This window comes from Marinomonas polaris DSM 16579 (assembly GCF_900129155.1).
Lineage (GTDB): Bacteria > Pseudomonadota > Gammaproteobacteria > Pseudomonadales > Marinomonadaceae > Marinomonas > Marinomonas polaris.
Genome location: NZ_FQVF01000005.1, coordinates 41,014 through 59,455, shown reverse-complemented (window position 1 = coordinate 59,455; position 18,442 = coordinate 41,014). Strand labels below are relative to the sequence as shown.

Below are 18,442 nucleotides of genomic sequence, written 5' to 3'. Positions count from 1 at the left end.
CGTTAAAAAATCCCAATATGACTAACCGACTTAAAAACGCTGTCGATAAAGTAAATAAATAAAGAATGGTGCACCAATAGCAGACACAAAAACACCAGCGGGAATATCCAAAGGCTGAAACAACAAGCGACCACAAAGGTCTGCCAGCATCACTAGGCAAGCACCGACCAATGCAGAGGTTGGTAGTAAAAGAGCGAAACTCCGCGCAACAAGACGTCTGGCAATGTGTGGTGCGATCAAACCGACAAAGCCCACCGCACCAGCATAAGCAATAGCTGGCGCTGCCATAATCACACTCAAAAATAACAGAGCTAAACGCAAGCGCTGCACAGGTACACCCAGCCCAGTTGCCAGTTGATCACCCAATTCTTGGGTATTCACCCGGCGCGCTAAATAAAACGCCAAGGGCCATGAAATCAACAACCACGGCAACAAGGCTTTCACCTCAACCCAACTCGCGCCATACACACTACCCGTTAGCCAGATATAGGCGGTAATGCTGGTAGAAAGCGGACTCGCCGCAATGACAAAGGTCGTCACCGCGCCCATCGCCGAGGAAATACCAATACCAACCAATACCAGCCGCATTGGTGTTACACCACTATTCCAAGCGAGCGTATAAATTAACAAAGCCGCCAATAAAGCTCCCGAGATGGCGAAAATAGGTAACCAGATAATCCCCATTGCCGTCGCAAAAAAGGATAAAAAACACACCGCGGCGGCAGAAGCTCCGCCAGTAATGCCAATAATATCTGGTGACGCCAGCGGATTACGTATCATCGATTGCAATACCAACCCAGAAGAAGCCAACGCAGCCCCCACCATGGCCGCCATCAGTACGCGAGGCATACGCAAAGTTTCCACGACAAACTGCGCAGCCTGACCGCCCTTTCCAAGCAGTACCTGAAGCACTTGCGGCAAAGCTATGAACTCTTCGCCTAAACACAGGGAAAGCAAAATAATCGAGAGAAAAAAAACGAGGAGAACAAGCATCGACCACAAAGAACGAACTGGAGTCGAAAAAGAAAATAAACGGTGACGAACGCTGAAAAACTTACTCACGTTTGCCTCCTTTACGTGCCAAATAAATAAAGAAGGGCGCACCTAAAATCGCTGTTGTCACACCAATTGGCACCTCTTCTGGCATGATCACAAAACGACTGATCACATCCGCACACAACAACAAAATAGCGCCCCACAAAGCACTTAACGGAATTAGCCATTTATGATCGTAACCCACCATTGATCGCACCATATGCGGCACCATCAAACCGATAAAACCAATGCTGCCACCAAGCGCGACCGAGCCGCCCGCCAAGCCAATAATCAACAAGCTCAGCACCACTTTGATCAGCACCGTGTTCTGTCCCAATCCTTTAGCAATGTCGTCACCGGACAACAAAATATTGATCTGCGGTGCCGACAGCATCGCCAACACGATGCCAATAATAAAAGCGGGTGCTAATGGCATCACCATAGACAAATCACGACCAGATACAGAACCAGCTACCCAAAACAAAACACTGTCTAGACCTTCTTGACCAATAACCAATATGCCTTGAGTAAAAGCCATAAACAGCGCCGAGATCGCTGCACCAGACAACACGATACGAACCGGAGATAAACCGTCTTTGCCTAAACTACCCAGTCCATAAACCAGCGCGCCAGCCACACTCGCACCCAAAAAAGCCAACCACAAAAAAGTATTCAAGGAAGTAACGGAAAAGAAGGTCGAGAACAAAACGATAGAAAATACAGCGCCTGCATTGACGCCAAAAATAGACGGTGAAGCCAGCGGATTGCGCGTTAATGCTTGCATCAAGACACCGGAAACCGCCAACGCTGAGCCTACTAAACAAGCAACAAGAGCGCGGGATAAACGTGTAGTACGGATAATAACGTGATCAATAGATTGAGGGTCAAATACCCAAAACGCCGTCCAAACTGATTTAGCTGAAATGACATATTGCCCATAGGCAATGCTCCCCAACAAGGACAACATCAGGCATAAAATAGACAGAGCAAGAAGGCTCCATTTAAAAGAGCTACTGTTGTGTAAGCGCATAAATGCTCTATTGATCGGCCTGAGGTAATTGATAGATTTGGTACAACTGATCTAAGATTTTTTCTGCACCCAGAATCCCACCAGACAACAACCAAGCCACATTATCCACTTCATACACTTGCTGGTTTTTAGGTGCTGTTAACATTTTCCATAACGGGTGAGCGCGCCAAGCGTCGTAATTTTGTCTAACGGCAGCATCATTGGAATGCAAAATAACAAAGAACACATCCGCATTCACACTCGGCAAGGCTTCTTTGGTTTTCAACTTCACCCCCCAACCTTTTTCATTTGGCAAAGGGAATTTAAAACCTATCTCCTTCAACACCACGCCTGGAAAACTTTGATTCAAATACAGACGCAAATGATCAGCACGAATATTTAGAATCGCTGCGGTTAATGGCCAGTTTGCTTCGCGTTGCTTGATAGCATTGTGGAGGGTAGTAATGCGCTGCTGAAAGTCGTCCCAAACCTGTTTTCCTTTAACTTGCTTACCTAATGCTTCAGCCGTTAAATCCAAAATGGTTTTAAAGTCATACACATTTTCAGTCATCACAGTGGGCGCGATCTGCGACAATTGATGGTATATTTTTTCGTGACGAGACTTGGTGCCAATAATCAAATCTGGCTTTAACGCCACAATAGCCTCAAGGTTCGGTTGAGTTTCCAACCCCACATGAGCTACGCCTTTCAAAGCATCTCGCAAATATTCATAGGTTGGCTGCTGCGCCCAAGAATCCACTACACCAACAGGCGTCACGCCTAATGCCACCACAGAATCGGTCGCCCCTTGAAACAAAGTCACCACACGTAAAACTTTTTTGGGGACCTCAGAACTTCCCATCGCATGAACAATCTCTTTATATACATCGTTTTTATGGACACTGTTTTTACTATCGGAAGCCATCGTCTGATTTACAGGTGCTAAAATCAGCAAAATCACTGTCAGCAAAAATGCCCATTTTCTTACTTGGTTTACCAGCATGTTGAGGTGCTTCCTTCAATTGTTCTTTGTTAACAAATAGCGGCGCTGAAAGATACGGAACAGCCAAAATCGTTATAGTAACAATTATCATCCTCATAAGCATTAAGCGTGACGTAAAAGACTAAATTGAAAGCAATAAAAAAGCCTGAATCATTCGATTCAGGCTTTTAAGAATTACTAATAAATTCAGCTTTATACATGTCCTTTCATATGGATCAAGCAAGCATTGTCTAAATTTCCATACTCCGTAAAGCCTCGTGGTAAGAAACTAACTAAATCAAGAAACATGTGTGGCTGGGTGCCCAACATAGAAATTTGATAAAACTGACTTTGAAAGGGTATATCTTTAATAACAGCAACTACAGTCATACAAACCTTCACTAAAAAAAATTAAAACTGCCTTGAAGGTAAAATACGAATCCCATTAAAGTTATATTTTTGATCACCTACACGTATTTCCAAACCACTAAGAACAAAAGGAGCAACTTTATCAATCTCTATTTCAAAGACTTTTTGCACTTCTTGTTCAACCACAATTTTAGACTTTGTTGTCTTGGTATAGCTTTCTGACTCAAGAAAGATAGGTGTTTGTAAACGACTTGGTTGATCGATCGTCATAGTCTGGCTATTCATAACCAGTGGGGCAGAATCCGTTGATCTCACACCAATAATCAATGAAATTACCCAAGTTTCTCTTTTGGTAGGCATGAAAGGAACAAAGCTCTTCACTCTCTCGACTCGAGTATAACTACTACTTATAGATATAGTAGATTCATCACACAAGATGGTCATCGCGTTGCTTTTTTCACCTATAATTTGGCAGCTTTTCTCTTCTCCACTTTTTTCAAATGAAACTCGAGTGCCGCAAGCGGCCAATAACAAAGCCATCAAGGCAAGCATTAGTGATTTTTTCATTAGCAATTCCACGGATTAAGGAAGACATCCTCGTCCTTCTTAAAAGTAATGTTTTCAATTGGGTATGCCACCCCGTTTATGACAATCTCTAAACCTTGTAGAGTGAAGACTTCTTTATAATCACCTGAGGCTTTAATGCTGATGTCGCTAAAATAAAAACTGTCAGGAACAACTGAATGAAAGTATGAAGAATCCGATTCCTTAACCTCTAAAATTTTTGCTTCGTTTCCATCCTGAAGTATTGAGAATTGATCACTAATGACAGAATGAGACTTTTTAGAGCTAGTATGGACAAGTAATGTTTGACTCTCTTTATCAGAGAGCAAAGTAACCTCTACCTTAGTCTCGCCCAAAAAGAATAACAATAACTCCTCAGGTCCAACTCTATTATGACACCATGATGGAACAACCTTAGCCCCAGACTGATCAGAATAAGGCCGATTAAAGTGTTCGTGAGAAGTGCAACCCACCAAAGGTAAGATAGTGAGCCATAAAAAATGTTTTAAATTACTCAGCCGAGCTAATTGCATAATTAATAAATCCAAACATTAGAGGGGATGCATATATCTGTCACGAGCTAAACCTAAATCTATACTGTCCGCGAACTCAATTTAGCCTCAGTTTATAACCCACTATTGAAATCTCTACCATTAGGATAACGAAGCTTGCATCAACCTCTTACTCAGATACAAGTAAGTAGGCGATTGTCACTACTAAACATTTTGCAGGTAATTACTGGCGAGGAAACTGGTCTATGCTTAGGTGTAAGTCTTAAAACAAAGACATACTTTAAGAAACGGATATTAGATTTAGCCAAACACCACACCATCCGGTAAGGTCACAAAAATCGAGTGCCTGACTTCGTTGAATAATGCCTTACTGCAATGGCCTTCGCCTTCCGTGTCTTCTAACAACACAACATCGCCCGCGCCAAATTGGCGGGTTTCACCGGACGATACCATGAACTCGCAACGGCCTTTGATGATGAACAAAAGCTGGCGCTGTGGCGCTGGATGCCATTTGAAGTCATAGTCGCTTGGCGTTTCACGAAAAATCATATCGCCTACTGGAAAGCGCTCAGACAAAAAGCCAATTGGACCGCCATCGCGGACATCAAGATTTACTTCTCCGAACTGGCTTTTGCCCTGATCGTCGTTAAAAATGCGCGTAAATTTCATCGAATAATCCTCTATTTACCGTAATCATAAGCGTCTATGCAATTCAATTGGCTTGCGCATTGTCTCGTTCCTCGACACGTCAGCGCCAATTAAACGCATGGACGCTTTTAACCGAAGAAGGCTAACTCCCCAGCATAACGTGAAAGCGATTCTTCGAGCTTGCTCGGGGAGCGAAACGTTATACTGGGGAGTCAATTTCACATCCAATCAGAGAGCGAGGCGTTATGCTGAGTAGCCACAAAAACCGTTAGGCCAAACTCTGTAATGTCTGACTCAACACGGCCAAGGTCACCGCCACATCTGGTGTATCAATCGCTTCCGCTGGGTGATGACTAATGCCTTTGTCGCAACGCATAAACAGCATAGCCACAGGGCAAATGTCGGCAATCGCCATAGCGTCGTGTCCCGCACCAGAGAATAGAGTATGTACTGGGATATTCTGTGCTTCGATGGCGTTGCGTAGCACGCTTTGCAATTTGTCATCACAATGCACGGCGTTAGCTGCATGGGTCGCTTTGCGTTCAATACGCACATTACGACGTGCAGCAATGGCTTCTAATTCTAGCAATATTTCGTCGAGTGCTATGTCGCGTTTGTCATCGAATTCGCTGCGAATGTCGAGAGAAAATCCCGTGTTACCAGAAATCACATTAACGCCATTGGGACGATTTTGAATACGTCCAACAGTGGCAACAATGCCATGATTTTGAGCGACTCGTTCTACCGCAAGAATCATCTCACTGCTGGCGCAAAGGGCATCTTGGCGTAGATTCATCGGCACAGTACCAGCGTGCCCAGCCATACCGGTAATATTAAATTCAAAGCGTTTTGCCCCAGCGATTGCGCTAACGACACCCACTGGCAAATCCAATTGTTCTAATACTGGTCCTTGTTCAATATGAAGCTCAAGGTAACCAAGCAGATTGTCGGTTTCGATGGCGGCATTAGGAATACTCGCAAAGTCCGAACCAAAGTCTTTTAATGCTTGTGCTAGGCTAATGCCATCACTGTCTTTTAAATCGGCCCAGCTTGTTGGCCATTGACCTGTTAGCGCGCGACTGCCAAGTAATGTAGAGCTAAAACGCGTGCCTTCTTCGTCACCAAATCCCACCACGTCGAGGTGAAATGGCAGACGAATGCCAGCTTGATTCATCGCTGCGATCAAGGTGACGGGGGTGATCACGCCTAACATGCCATCGTATTGGCCGCCATTTGGCACTGTATCCAAATGACTGCCCATGATAAAACGCGGCGCGCCTGTGTTGGCGGCTTGCCAGCGTCCCCAAAGATTCCCCGCTTCATCCTGCCAAGTTTGCATACCTGCGTCTTGCATCCAGCCGCCCACCAATCCATTGGCTTGTTTATGTTCTTTGGTGAGATAACGACGATCTAGGCAATCATCGCTTTGACTGATTTTGCCAAGTTCGTCACAGCGGTCCATGACCAACTGAGCGAGTTTGCCGTAATCTGTCATTATTTTTCTCCTGCGTAAACCGACATGGCCGCGTCTACCGCAGCGCCGGCTGGTAACGCAAAACCAGCACGACGAAGTACGGTTTCTAGCGACTGCAAGGTATGCAAAACAGCGTCTTGGCGAGCGTTGTAACCCATGGTTCCAATACGCCACACCTTGCCTTTTAATGGACCAAAGCTGGTGCCTATTTCGATGTTAAAGATGGTCAATAAATCATGGCGAATTTTTTCGCCATCGACGTTATCAGGAATATGCACGCCCACTACGTTGGTCATCTTGTGTTTCAAGTTACCAAATGGCTTCAAGCCCATGGCTAGAACGCCTTGTAGCATGGCATCGCCTGCTAACTGATGGCGCTGAATTACCGCATCTTGGCCTTCGTTAAGTAGCTGAATCGCACATTCACGAGAACCAAACAACATGGTTGCGGCTTCCGTATGATGGTTCAAACGCTCGTCGCCCCAATAATCCATGATCATTGGCAAATCAAAATAGTTAGAGCGAATGCGCATACCGGATGACCCTTGGTGATGCGCATCGCGAATGCCTGCTTCCACATGAGCGCGTTTGCGTACACAAGACACAAAGCGATCACTTAGCGTAATTGGTGCGCTGCCTGATGGGCCACCCAAGCACTTCTGTAATCCAACCGACACAGCGTCGATTTTCCACGCGTCAACTTCCAACGGATTACCACCAATAGAAGCTGTCGCATCGGTGTAAAACAACACATCGTGAGCACGACAAATCTCGCCTAGCTCTTCTAATGGTTGGAACATAGTGGTCGAAGTATCGCCCTGTACAATCGCCAATAGTTTTGGCTGTACTTTTTTGATCGCGTCTTCAATTTGCTGCGGATCAAAGACTTCACCCCAAGGCACTTCGATAGTATGAACTTCGGCATCGGCGCGCTCAGCAATCTCAGCCAACAAATGACCAAAGCGACCAAAGATAGGAATCAGCACTTTATCGCCTGGTTCTAAGCAAGACACCAAAGCCGCTTCAATCCCAGCGCGAGAAGTACCATCAATCAAAAAGGTTTGCTGGTTTTTGGTATTAAAAACTCGGCGATACAATTCCATGACTTCGTTCATGTAACTGGTCATGGTTGGATCGTATTGGCCCACTAACTGAGTCGACATAGCCGACAACACGCGTGGATAGCAGTTAATCGGGCCGGGGCCCATTAATAATCTTGGAGGTAATGAAAGTGGCTGCATAATAATCTCCTAACCTAAAACCTGATAAAGCATCTTGATGCCAGTGAATATCAACACAACAGCGAAGACTTTCTTCAACTTAGAAGCATCTAAACGATGAGCTAATCCCGCGCCAACAGGTGCAAACAAAACCGTCAATGGAATGATGCAAATAACGCCAATTAGGTTAACTAAGCCGACTGTGCCATAAGGCGCATCAACAGGGCTTTGACCAAAAATCAGCATAGTTAATGCCGCTGGCAATGAAATGATCAAGCCAACCGCTGCGGCCGTACCAACAGCACGATGCGCGGGGTAGTTGCAAAACGTCAGAGTTGGGACGGTCAATGTGCCGCCGCCGATGCCAACCATTGAGCTAAAAAAGCCTATACACGTCGCCATGACACTTTGACCCGCATTGCCCGGTAAGGATTTGAACACGCCGTCTTTTTTGCCAAGCAACATATTCAATGCTGATAAAGTAGCAATAATACCGAACAGCAAAGATAACCATTGGCCATCAACACGTGTAACAACGAAACTACCGACCATCACACCTAAGAAGATGAAAAAGCCCCAACGTTTTAGCAAGTCGAAATCAACATTGCCCTTGGCATTATGGGAACGGATCGAGCTAATGGAAGTAGGAATAATGGTTGCCAATGAGGTCGCCGTGGCAACTAACATGGCAGAATCCGCACTAACGCCCATACCTTGGTACAAGAAATACAACACAGGCACGATAACAATACCGCCGCCAACACCTAACAAACCGGCTAAAATCCCACCCACCACACCAGTGGCCATCATGGCGAGAATCATGGAATAGTTTTCCATTATGAATGACATTTTTCTGTTTTCTCCTAAGTGAGATGATTACTAACTAAAGTGTTACTAAATCTGACTGTTTCTAAATATCAGTGCTATCGATGGCCAAGCCATCACTTCTTGGGTCCGTTGCAGCTTCGGTATGACCTTCCGGATGAAGCACAACCGCGCCAGCGTGACCCATTAATTCATTACATGAATCGACGATAACCAAATCGTGACCGCGCTTAACCAGCTCATCGGCGACTATATCGGCAAAGTCTCGTTCGATTTTCAGATTATGGCTAACGTCACCCCAAGTCCGACCAAGTAACCAACGACCTTCGCTGATGGCTTGATCTAACGGCATTTGATGATAAACATAACGGCTAAACAAGGCTGCTTGAGTCTGTGGCTGACCTTCGCCCCCCATGGTGCCGTAACTCATACGACGACCATCCTTTAATTCGGCAAAAGCAGGATTCAGTGTATGAAAAGGTTTGAGGTTCGGCCCAAGCTCTTGCAGAGAACCTTTTTCCAACGAAAACGACGAACCACGGTTGTTCCACACAATACCAGTGGAAGGACTGACTACGCCGCAGCCAAATTCCCAATACAAACTCTGAATATAGCTAACCATTCGACCTTCACTATCACAAGCGCCCATCCAAATGGTGTCGCCATGTTTGGCTTGATGTGGCCAAGGTTGCGCTCGCTCTAAAGCGATTTCGTGACACATTTTTTCTAGCTGTTCTTCATCCAATAAAGACGATAAATCCATTGCTAGACGAGATTCGTCAGTCACAAATTGGTTACGAGCGATAAAGGCTTGTTTGGTACATTCAATCAGTAAATGCGCCATGTCTGTGACCGTTTTGCCTTGCGTATAAAGCTTGTCATACAAGGCCAAAATCAATAAAGACGCGATGCCTTGTGTCGGCGCAGGCAGATTATAAAGAGAGCCGACGCTGGTTTTGACCTGCAAAGGTTCTACGCGTTTTGCCTGATAAGAATGAAAATCCGCCAAGCGAATCGGCGAGCCTGCGCTGGCTAAATCTTTCGCCAAACGTGTGGCAATATCACCATGATAAAAATCGTCTAAGCCTTTTTCAGCAAGTTGTTCTAGCGTTCTTGCCAGTACTGGCAAGGCCAACATATCGCCTTGTTCGTAAATGCTACCAGCGTTCAAAAATGCCTCAGCGAAACCCTGCACACTTACCAAGTCAGCAAAGGTTTTATTGCTTGCATCGACGTAGGTTTTTGTCACGTCACTGCCGTTTTTCGCTAATTGAATGGCATCATCAAGCAAGGTCGATAACGGCAATTTTTGTGCATTGGAGGCGGCTTGCCAAGCTTGGCTCACTACCAAGGCTTCTTGCCAACCTGCAACAGCTCCCGCCATCGTCAATGCGGCTTTGCCACCTCGTGCTGGAATGCTGTCGTGGCCTTTATAAAAATCCAGTGTCGCCAGTTGCGCCGCTTTACCAGAAGCATCAATGCCAATTGGTTCTTTACCCGGCTCACTAATCAACCAAAAACCATCGCCACCCAAACCATTCATGTGTGGATAAACCACCGCAATCGTCGCGGCAGCAGCAACCATGGCTTCTATTGCTGTACCACCTTGCTCAAGAATTTTTCGCCCTGTTTCTGTAGCTTTGAAATGCGGCGCGGTAAAAGCAATGTCGTTCTTTTTTATGTTATTCGTGTGTGAGTCATTATTGGGATTCAAAGTACTCATGACGCCGACTCCATTAAGTGTTTTGCGAATTCAATCAGCGCTAAATCTGTGCCTTTTGAACCCACTAAGGACAAGCCACATGGTGCGCCATTTAAGGTACAAACCGGTAAATGCAATTGCGGAAGACCGGCTAATCCTGCAATGGCAGTAATATCCATTAATTGATTACGATAAGCGGCAAGCTCGTCGTCGGCCACATCAAATAAAGGTGCTAAACCGGGGGTGGTCGGAATGATAAGAACTGATCCTTCGATTTCGTTTTCTAGCCAATCCGTAAAGCGCTGTCTTTGCTGTTTTGCCGCAGCAACATCGGCTTCAGAAATAGTTTGGCTCCATTCGAAACGCGACTGAATATCTGGTGCAAAAACGGAGGAAGTGTCAACACCAGCTAGGCCTTTAAGATCATTAATCCACTTGCCATGTTCATGCCAAATTTCCGCACCTTGCAAAGTTCGAAATGTCTCGCTGGTTTTCCACGCTTTGGTGTCAATAACGATAGAGGATTCTTTAGGAAAACGCTTTTGTTCACGCCACGTTTTCAGCTGTGTTTTTAGCTCTTTTACGTGGGCAACTTGATCAATTAAATTATTGGTAATCAATACGTTACTAAATTCTTTAGGGAGCTTACTCTTCAGCAGAACACGGGCTGTTTTTTCTAGTGTGGCTAAGTCTCTCGTGAGCCAACCAACCGTATCGAAAGAGGGTGCAAGGGCAACCATGTTATCGGACGGAATCACGCCATGCGTCGGACGTAATCCAAACAAACCATTGTAACTGGCTGGCACTCGAATCGAGCCGCCCGTATCTGTGCCTAAACCTATATCGGCAAGATCAGATGACACAGCCACCGCCGAACCCGATGACGACCCGCCTGGGAGACGATTTGGTGTCACCGGATTTGAGGGTGTTCCGTAATGAATATTTTGCCCATTGAGACTGTAAGCCAACTCATCAGTAATGGTTTTACCGCAAAAAATTGCCCCGGCATCAAGCAAAGTAGCAACACTAGAAGACGTTTTTGTCGGAATCGGATGAGTAGCAAGCCAAGTTGGATTGCCTGCGGAAGTTGGCAGTCCTGCCATATGAAACAAGTCTTTCACCGCCAAACGTAAACCACTCAGTGGCAAAGTAGGATTAGCTGATGAGCTATCATTCCCAGCCGTTTCGCTCGACGTTGAACCTATAGTCAGAAAGGGATTTTGTACCATGAAATGTTTCATATGTCCTCCGCTTGATTAGCACATATGAAACAATCGTTTCACCACCCTGTCAACTGAAACAAAAAATAATTCTTTTTTTTCTTCAAAAGTGTCGCAAACAGTGTGGGTAAGTTTTCTTTTAAAAACTTATGGTTCAAGCTCATCCAAATCTTCATACAACGCCGAAATCGCCTGCGTCTGACGACTCGCCGCATCGCCCAGAAAACCAAACACTCGGTTACACAACATAGAGATCAGGCTCATTGGTGCGGCGTAACTGTCGAATGGGCTTTCGTTGCCAAGGTGACAAAGTAGCACATGAGACACTTGTTGGTTATAAACCTGCCCCGTTGGATCGGTAATCAATACCGTGGTGCGGCCTTGCAAAGCTTCTACGATTTGTTTGAACTGGCGGGTACGACGTCTAAAGCCCAACAAGACAATCACTTCATCGTCAAGAATGTCGTGTAGATCTTCTCCTAATGTTTGACCCGGTTGAGGCAATAAGCGAACGGAGTGACGCACTTGTTGTAACTGCTGACGAAAATGCAACGCTAACGGATAAGCATTACGAAAACCTATCAAGGTCACTCGGCTTGCTTTGGCTAGGCGCTCACTAATCTCGTTAAGAATTTCAGGTCGCAAACCTTCAAAGGTAAGCGATAGGTTTTTTAGCTCTTGCGCGGTTTGATCCAAAGACGAGCCTTGGGTGAAAATCGGTACGCCGCTTTCACGCAATGCCAATTGCGCTTGTTTTGCACCTTGTTGTGAATCATAACCAAGCTGACGAAAGAAACGACTTACGGTCGCTTTTGACGTATTGGTGTTTTCAGCAATTTCGGCCGACGTTTGACTCACAATCGCCAAGGGATTCTGTTGTAAATAGTTCGCTATTGATCGCGCTGATGGAGACAGAGTCGGGTAGGTCTGCTCGATCAGGGATAGCACATCCTGCTTTGTAGCCACGTGTTAACCTCAGTTCGGGGATATTTTGCTCTACGGTAATTGATTATCGTTGAACTGCCAACTTAGATTATCGCTTTGATGCCTCGTAGTACGCTTTCATCAGAAAAACAGATCAAATCAGACAAAAAAGAGCGCACCAAAATATCAATTTCGCCCCACATTGGCGCACAAAGCAAGGGTAAAGCTCCCTATTTCATCGCAAAGTCTTTTCATTGCCGTACTGAGTAACTGGGGGTTTAAGTCTTATTTGCAGTGATTTGTTACACAAATCAATAGTTAAGAAACTTTTGTTTCATGTTGGCATGGGTGTTGCAAATTGTGTTTCAGGCATTCACAAAACGAAACAGGAACCCCAACCATGAAAAGATTGACCAAACTACTAGGCAAAACATTGATCATCGCTGCAGGCTTTAGCGCATTAAGCGCAAGCGCAGACGTGTTGCAGGATATAAAAGACCGTAACCTTATTCGCATTGCAGTTCCTCAAGACTTCCCTCCATTTGGCTCAGTTGGTACCGATTTAAAACCTCAAGGTATCGATGTGGACATGGCAAATTACATCGCTAAAGAAATGGGCGTGAAAATCGAAATTATCCCAGTGACCAGCGCCAACCGTATTCCTTACCTGCAAACTCAAAAAGTAGACTTGGTTATTTCTAGCCTAGGTAAAAACCCAGAGCGTGAAAAAGCCATCGACTTTTCTACACCTTACGCACCTTTCTTCTTAGGCGTATTTGGTTCTAAAGACGTTGCTGTTACACAAATCAGCCAACTAGCAGACAAAACCGTTGGTGTTACTCGCGGTTCAGTAGAAGATTTAGAGCTTGAGAAAAACGCGCCTAAATCTGTCAACGTACGTCGCTTTGAAGACAACAACACCACGCTAACCGCTTACCTATCTGGTCAAGTGAACTTGATCGCTACCGGTAACTTGGTTGCCGCTGAAATTGCTAAACGTCAGCCACAACGCGCACCAGAAAGTAAATTCATGTTGAAAGACTCCCCTTGCTACATCGGTATGGCAAAAGGCGAAACAGCACTACAAGCCAAAGTTAATGAGCTAATCAAAGGCGCCTTGGCATCTGGTGAACTAAACGACATTTCGATGAAATGGTTAAAAGCACCACTACCTAAAGGCTTCGGCGCATAAGGCTTTCGTTATGTTGTATTTCTCTGATCTATTGCAATACAGCGACGTGTTTCTCAGTGGTTTAAAAACCACTGTTGAACTCACTGTACTGACAACGATCTTGGGAGTGGTATTGGGTACGGTCTGCGCGACCGTACGCCAATACGGCAACCGAGCAAGTCAAAGAGTTGTCAGTGTGTACGTGGAACTTATCCGCAACACGCCGTTTATTGTTCAGCTCTTCTTTATCTTTTTCGGTCTTCCGGCTATTGGCGTGATGTTGTCGCCATGGGAAGCCAGCATGATCGCACTGACTATTAACCTTGGCGCATACAGCACAGAAATCATTCGTGCCGGTCTTGCCAGCATTTCAAAAGGTCAAATAGAAGCAGCAAAAGTGTTAGGTCTGAACTTTCGCCAAACACTGACGCGCGTAATCTTTATTCCGGCATTTGAAAAGATATACCCAGCACTTACCAGCCAATGCATTATTGTCATGCTGGGTTCTGCGGTTATTTCTCAGATTTCGGTGCAAGACTTAACCTACGCAGCCAACCTTGTGCAATCACGTAACTTCCGTGCTTTTGAAAGCTACTTCGTTACCGCCTTGATGTACCTTGGTTTGTCTATACTGTTGAGATTTGCTTTTAACGCATTAGGAAAACGCCTATTTGCTTATCGAACGTCTAATTAAAAGGCATTCAATAAAAGCAAAATGAGGGAAACTCAATGATCGAATTTTCTAACTACGACATTCTGCGCAACCTACTGTTTGCGACACAATGGACGATTTTATTGTCACTCGCCGCGTTTATCGGTGGCACAACCGTCGCGCTGACATTAACCGCTATGCGTTTGACGCGTAATCCTGTGATGCAACGCATCGTAAAAATCTACGTGGAGCTGTTTCAAGGCACGCCATTGCTGATGCAGATGTTCTTGTGCTTCTTTGGCTTATCCATGCTGGGCTATGAAATATCCGCTTGGGGCGCAGCGATTTTATCACTGACGTTTTTCACCAGCGCCTTCTTGGTGGAAATCTGGCGTGGCTGTATCGACACATTGCCAAAAGGCCAATGGGAAGCAAGCCGTTGTTTGGGCTTGAGCTTTTTACAAACCCTAAGACATATTATATTGCCGCAAGCGATTCGCGTGGCAACCGCCCCGACTGTTGGCTTTTCAGTACAAGTCATTAAAGGCACAGCATTGGCATCAGTTATTGGTTTTGTCGAACTGACTAAAGTCGGCACCATGTTAAATAACGCTACTTTTGAGCCGTTCAAAATATTCACGTTAGTTGCGCTGATTTATTTCATGCTCTGTTATCCACTGTCTTTGTACAGCAAGCATCTGGAGAAAAAATTCAATGTCTCTCGTTAACTTACATCAAGTCCATAAATACTATGGCGATAATCATGTGCTGAAAGGCATTGATCTAGACATCAAAGCTGGCGAAGTGGTTTCTATCATCGGCAAAAGTGGTTCTGGTAAAAGTACTCTACTGCGCTGCATCAATGGCTTAGAGCAATACCAAGAAGGCGGCATTACCGTTGACGGTAAAGAAGTCACCACAGAAGACATTCAGGTTCGTCGTCTTGCGCTTAGCGTCGGTATGATTTTCCAAAACTTCAACCTGTTCCCGCACATGACAGTTGGCGAAAACGTCATGCTTGCACCGACTATCGTCTTGAAGAAAAGCAAAGCCGAGGCCGAAACGACGGCTCGCGCCATGCTAGAAAAAGTGGGACTTGCAGAAAAATTCGACAGTTTCCCAGAAAAGCTGTCTGGCGGCCAGCAACAACGTGTCGCCATCGCCCGCGCCTTGGCAATGTCACCAAAAGTCTTGCTGTGTGACGAAATCACATCTGCCCTTGATCCAGAATTGGTCGGCGAAGTATTAAAAGTACTCGAACAACTGGCTAAAGAAGGTATCACCTTGGTTCTAGTTACTCATGAAATGAACTTCGCTCGCGACGTCGGCAGCCGAGTTGTCTTCATGCACCAAGGCAAAGTCTGGGAACAAGGCGATCCAAAAACCATCTTGTCCAACCCACAGACAGATGAACTGAAACAGTTTATGGGGGCAGTGCTTTAGTTTTCGACTTCTTAACATAATTACAAAAAAGCCAGTTTTTTTCTCTTAATGTAAGAGAGACGGACTGGCTTTTTCACTTGAGTAGTTAAAATTTGTAATAGAAAATCAGATTAGTATTCAAACAGAAATCTGTTTTGCTGCCTTAGTAAATTGCATGCCCTTAACAACAATACGTTTAGTAACACCTCTCCATAAAAAGCTTCCATCAATGATATCAACACATTGGAAGTCTGTTTTTGAATTATAACAATGAGGCAATTTAGTTTTAATCTCTTGAGTATCTCTATTAAAAAAATCGGTTGGATTGGGGTATTTTTTTGAATATGTTCTATCTGATGTCCAAACAAAAAATACCCAGCCATGGTAACCAATATATTCATTGAAATTTAGCTGTGATCTTTCAAGTTTATTCACTAATGAGTCAAGCCAATTTACTTTATGGCTTAACAAATATTTAGGATAAACTACTTTCACTTCTATATGCTCAAGCAACTTCTCAGTGCCATTTTTATCCCAATGATAAATAGACAAGTCTCTTTTCTTATCTTCGTTATAAATAAACTCATTCTTTTCACTAGATACACCAGTGCCAGCTTCGAAATTCAAAATTTTACATAATTCATTGCATAACCAAAGCTCGCATGCTGAGAAATTAAACTGGTAAAGATACTGTTCTGAATTTTTCATTATATTTTTAATTGCATCATCAAACGCAACACTTGCATCAGCCATCTTCTATTCCTTTAATATATTCATATCTTTATAAACATTCTCATTTTTTAACCTAAAACTAATAAACATCTCATGCTACATATTGAAAAAGTGTGTATCGATAGCAATAGGATCAAATCTAATATCCATCTAGATGTCTTCCACCGGGCATGATGTATTGGTAAATATTTTCCAAATCCTGTTGAGTGATTGTTGATATGTCTAATACGAATCTATTAACTACGCAGCTTATTCCTTAATTTTAGTGAACAGGGCATCCCACTCTGACTCAAAATTAATGGTTTGGCTTCCACTTGCTTTAGTTATGCCCTTCAACATCAACAGATCCCCTATCAAACAAGGTAATGTAATCACTTTCTGCAGACAGCCTTACAAAGATAGATAGTATAATCTCGTCTTGATCATCAGGTAGTTTTTCAAGTTCGGTATCAATATTCAAACGGTAGCTTTTAGGCTTTTCCAACTGCATTTTTTCTTGTAAAGCTTGAAAGTTGTGAACAGCCTCATCTGATAAAGCAAACTCATATTCCGTAAATTCCATCGCCGATATAAACCAGTTATTGTCATCCTGATGAATATTTTTAATAGAGAGAACCTTCAATGGATAATCAAAAACTAGCCATCCATTCGATGTTTCTAAATTCAATGATAACGCTGTTTTGGATATGTCTATTTCAACCGGTTTATCGATCTGAATTCGACTTCTCAATTCATGTGGGTTTAAGCTTAAAAAACTATTTTCATCAAAGGCACTCAGCTTAAGCATGCTGCCTAATGGAACATGAGAGCAGCCAAAAAGCAGAAGGCAAATCATCACAGCTATTGTCTTTTTCAAATCAATTCCCTTTTAAAATAAATATGTTATCGCTTAAGAAGTCGCCACAAAAGACATTCAGGCTCGTCGTCTTGCGCTTAGTGTCAGTATGATTTTCCAAAACTTCAACCTGTTCCCACACATGACGATGGCGAAGTCTTAAAAGTACTCTAGCAACTGGCGAAAGAAGCCATCACCTTAGTGCTGGTGACCCATGAAGTGAACTTCGCCCGCGACGTCGGCAGCCGAGTTGTCTTCATGCACCAAGGCAAAACCTGGGAACAAGGCGATCCAAAAACAATCTTGCCCAACCCTCAGACTGATGGACTGAAACGATTCGTCGGGGCCGTGCTTCAGTTTTCGACTTCTTAACTTAATTACAAGAAAGCCAGTTTGTTTCTCTTCAATAAAAGGGGAAATAAGCTGGCTTTTGATTGGAGTAGTCAAATCTGACTAGCGATAAAGTTAAATTAATGTAGCTGCAACAACTAACTCATAAAATATAAAAATAATACTCTACGCTTCTATGTTCTTCAAAAATAAATCTGCTTCTTTTGGACTACATAAGCGAATGACATTAATGTGCTTAATTTTTGAAGAATACATTAACTTTGAGTAGCCTTGTTTGTTGTGACTATAATTTTTAAAAAACCAAATAAAAATCGATTTCTTCGATAGAAAGGATTTGGCAAAGGATTCTCTATTTCCTGTTTCTGGCCATAGCTCTTCTCCTGAGATTATCCTTTTGATAGTACGTTTAAATAGTTGAAATAATGTTCTGCAAAATGAGTAATCTATCCATATTATAGTATCTGCGTCACGCCATTTTATAATATTCGTTCTACTATAATTACCGTCTAGAACCCATGTACTTTCAGATAAAACATCTTCAATTCTTTGAAAAAATTCAGAATCTTGAGACTCTTGCCAATTTTGCTTCCAAAAAATTTGGTCCATTTGGATATAAGGTGCATTTATTTTTTTAGCTAAGCGCTGTGAAAATGTTGATTTCCCGCTTCCGGTTGTTCCTATTACATTTACTTTTTTCATGGTAAATACGTCAACTTGTTTCTTACGTCGCCTTAGATAAACTAGCTCATCCTATCGCTACGAAATTAAGACAAAAAGGATTCAAAATACACACAT

The 18,442-nt window shown here is 43.8% G+C and carries 20 protein-coding genes; 4 read left to right on the top strand and 16 right to left on the bottom strand.

What is annotated here, in order from left to right; all coding sequences use genetic code 11:
* Positions 1-30 precede the first annotated feature (30 nt).
* The 12 genes from BUA59_RS05745 to BUA59_RS05690 form a co-directional block, all read right to left on the bottom strand.
* Positions 31-1,062 (bottom strand): FecCD family ABC transporter permease, encoded by a 1,032-nt coding sequence (locus BUA59_RS05745; RefSeq protein ID WP_072838782.1) that lies wholly within the window; start codon positions 1,060-1,062, stop codon positions 31-33.
* The gene (locus tag BUA59_RS05740) at positions 1,055-2,065 is read right to left on the bottom strand and encodes a FecCD family ABC transporter permease (protein WP_072838781.1); all 1,011 of its coding nucleotides are present in this window, start codon (positions 2,063-2,065) and stop codon (positions 1,055-1,057) included. The genes BUA59_RS05745 and BUA59_RS05740 overlap by 8 nt, the downstream gene beginning before the upstream one ends.
* A gap of 7 nt (positions 2,066-2,072) precedes the next feature.
* On the bottom strand, positions 2,073-3,047 hold the full coding sequence (locus tag BUA59_RS05735; protein ID WP_072838780.1) for an ABC transporter substrate-binding protein: 975 nt from the start codon (positions 3,045-3,047) through the stop codon (positions 2,073-2,075).
* A 390-nt stretch (positions 3,048-3,437) separates the two neighbouring features.
* Positions 3,438-3,962: a hypothetical protein gene (locus BUA59_RS05730; RefSeq protein WP_072838779.1), complete on the bottom strand. Its 525-nt coding sequence runs from the start codon at positions 3,960-3,962 to the stop codon at positions 3,438-3,440.
* Entirely contained in the window at positions 3,962-4,492 is a 531-nt protein-coding gene (locus BUA59_RS05725) for a hypothetical protein (RefSeq protein WP_072838778.1), read from the bottom strand. The genes BUA59_RS05730 and BUA59_RS05725 overlap by 1 nt, the downstream gene beginning before the upstream one ends.
* Positions 4,493-4,771: 279 nt before the next feature.
* Positions 4,772-5,140 carry a cupin domain-containing protein gene (locus BUA59_RS05720; protein ID WP_072838777.1) on the bottom strand — a complete coding sequence of 123 codons (369 nt, stop codon included), beginning with the start codon at positions 5,138-5,140 and terminating at the stop codon, positions 4,772-4,774.
* 247 nt (positions 5,141-5,387) lie between these two features.
* On the bottom strand, positions 5,388-6,614 hold the full coding sequence (locus BUA59_RS05715; protein ID WP_072838776.1) for an allantoate amidohydrolase: 1,227 nt from the start codon (positions 6,612-6,614) through the stop codon (positions 5,388-5,390).
* On the bottom strand, positions 6,614-7,834 hold the full coding sequence (locus BUA59_RS05710) for a pyridoxal-phosphate-dependent aminotransferase family protein (protein WP_072838775.1): 1,221 nt from the start codon (positions 7,832-7,834) through the stop codon (positions 6,614-6,616). The genes BUA59_RS05715 and BUA59_RS05710 overlap by 1 nt, the downstream gene beginning before the upstream one ends.
* Positions 7,835-7,843: 9 nt before the next feature.
* Positions 7,844-8,662: a sulfite exporter TauE/SafE family protein gene (locus tag BUA59_RS05705; protein ID WP_072838774.1), complete on the bottom strand. Its 819-nt coding sequence runs from the start codon at positions 8,660-8,662 to the stop codon at positions 7,844-7,846.
* 61 nt (positions 8,663-8,723) lie between these two features.
* A complete protein-coding gene (locus BUA59_RS05700) occupies positions 8,724-10,361 on the bottom strand; it encodes a gamma-glutamyltransferase family protein (RefSeq protein ID WP_072838773.1) in 1,638 nt (545 codons plus the stop codon).
* On the bottom strand, positions 10,358-11,581 hold the full coding sequence (locus tag BUA59_RS05695; protein ID WP_072838772.1) for an amidase: 1,224 nt from the start codon (positions 11,579-11,581) through the stop codon (positions 10,358-10,360). Before BUA59_RS05695 ends, BUA59_RS05700 begins: the two co-directional genes overlap by 4 nt.
* A 126-nt stretch (positions 11,582-11,707) precedes the next feature.
* A complete protein-coding gene (locus BUA59_RS05690; RefSeq protein WP_072838771.1) occupies positions 11,708-12,526 on the bottom strand; it encodes a MurR/RpiR family transcriptional regulator in 819 nt (272 codons plus the stop codon).
* Positions 12,527-12,884: 358 nt separating this feature from the next.
* On the opposite strand from BUA59_RS05690, the gene BUA59_RS05685 reads away from it, so the two are divergent.
* The 4 genes from BUA59_RS05685 to BUA59_RS05670 are packed head-to-tail and all read left to right on the top strand — an operon-like array spanning position 12,885 to position 15,750.
* Positions 12,885-13,676: a transporter substrate-binding domain-containing protein gene (locus BUA59_RS05685; RefSeq protein WP_072838770.1), complete on the top strand. Its 792-nt coding sequence runs from the start codon at positions 12,885-12,887 to the stop codon at positions 13,674-13,676.
* Between the two features lie 10 nt (positions 13,677-13,686).
* A complete protein-coding gene (locus BUA59_RS05680; protein ID WP_072838769.1) occupies positions 13,687-14,349 on the top strand; it encodes an amino acid ABC transporter permease in 663 nt (220 codons plus the stop codon).
* Between the two features lie 35 nt (positions 14,350-14,384).
* Positions 14,385-15,035, top strand: a complete 651-nt coding sequence (locus BUA59_RS05675; protein WP_072838768.1) for an amino acid ABC transporter permease — start codon at positions 14,385-14,387, stop codon at positions 15,033-15,035.
* Positions 15,022-15,750 carry an amino acid ABC transporter ATP-binding protein gene (locus BUA59_RS05670; RefSeq protein WP_072838767.1) on the top strand — a complete coding sequence of 243 codons (729 nt, stop codon included), beginning with the start codon at positions 15,022-15,024 and terminating at the stop codon, positions 15,748-15,750. The genes BUA59_RS05675 and BUA59_RS05670 overlap by 14 nt, the downstream gene beginning before the upstream one ends.
* Positions 15,751-15,867: 117 nt before the next feature.
* Here BUA59_RS05670 and BUA59_RS05665 read toward each other — a convergent pair whose 3' ends face one another.
* The 4 genes from BUA59_RS05665 to BUA59_RS05655 all read right to left on the bottom strand — a co-directional run bounded on the left by BUA59_RS05665 (position 15,868) and on the right by BUA59_RS05655 (position 18,346).
* On the bottom strand, positions 15,868-16,482 hold the full coding sequence (locus tag BUA59_RS05665) for a hypothetical protein (protein WP_072838766.1): 615 nt from the start codon (positions 16,480-16,482) through the stop codon (positions 15,868-15,870).
* Between the two features lie 298 nt (positions 16,483-16,780).
* The gene (locus BUA59_RS05660) at positions 16,781-17,317 is read right to left on the bottom strand and encodes a hypothetical protein (RefSeq protein ID WP_139248844.1); all 537 of its coding nucleotides are present in this window, start codon (positions 17,315-17,317) and stop codon (positions 16,781-16,783) included.
* Between the two features lie 177 nt (positions 17,318-17,494).
* Positions 17,495-17,743: a hypothetical protein gene (locus BUA59_RS23805; protein WP_175550752.1), complete on the bottom strand. Its 249-nt coding sequence runs from the start codon at positions 17,741-17,743 to the stop codon at positions 17,495-17,497.
* Positions 17,744-17,812: 69 nt separating this feature from the next.
* On the bottom strand, positions 17,813-18,346 hold the full coding sequence (locus BUA59_RS05655) for a shikimate kinase (RefSeq protein WP_072838764.1): 534 nt from the start codon (positions 18,344-18,346) through the stop codon (positions 17,813-17,815).
* Between the last annotated feature and the right edge of the window lie 96 nt (positions 18,347-18,442).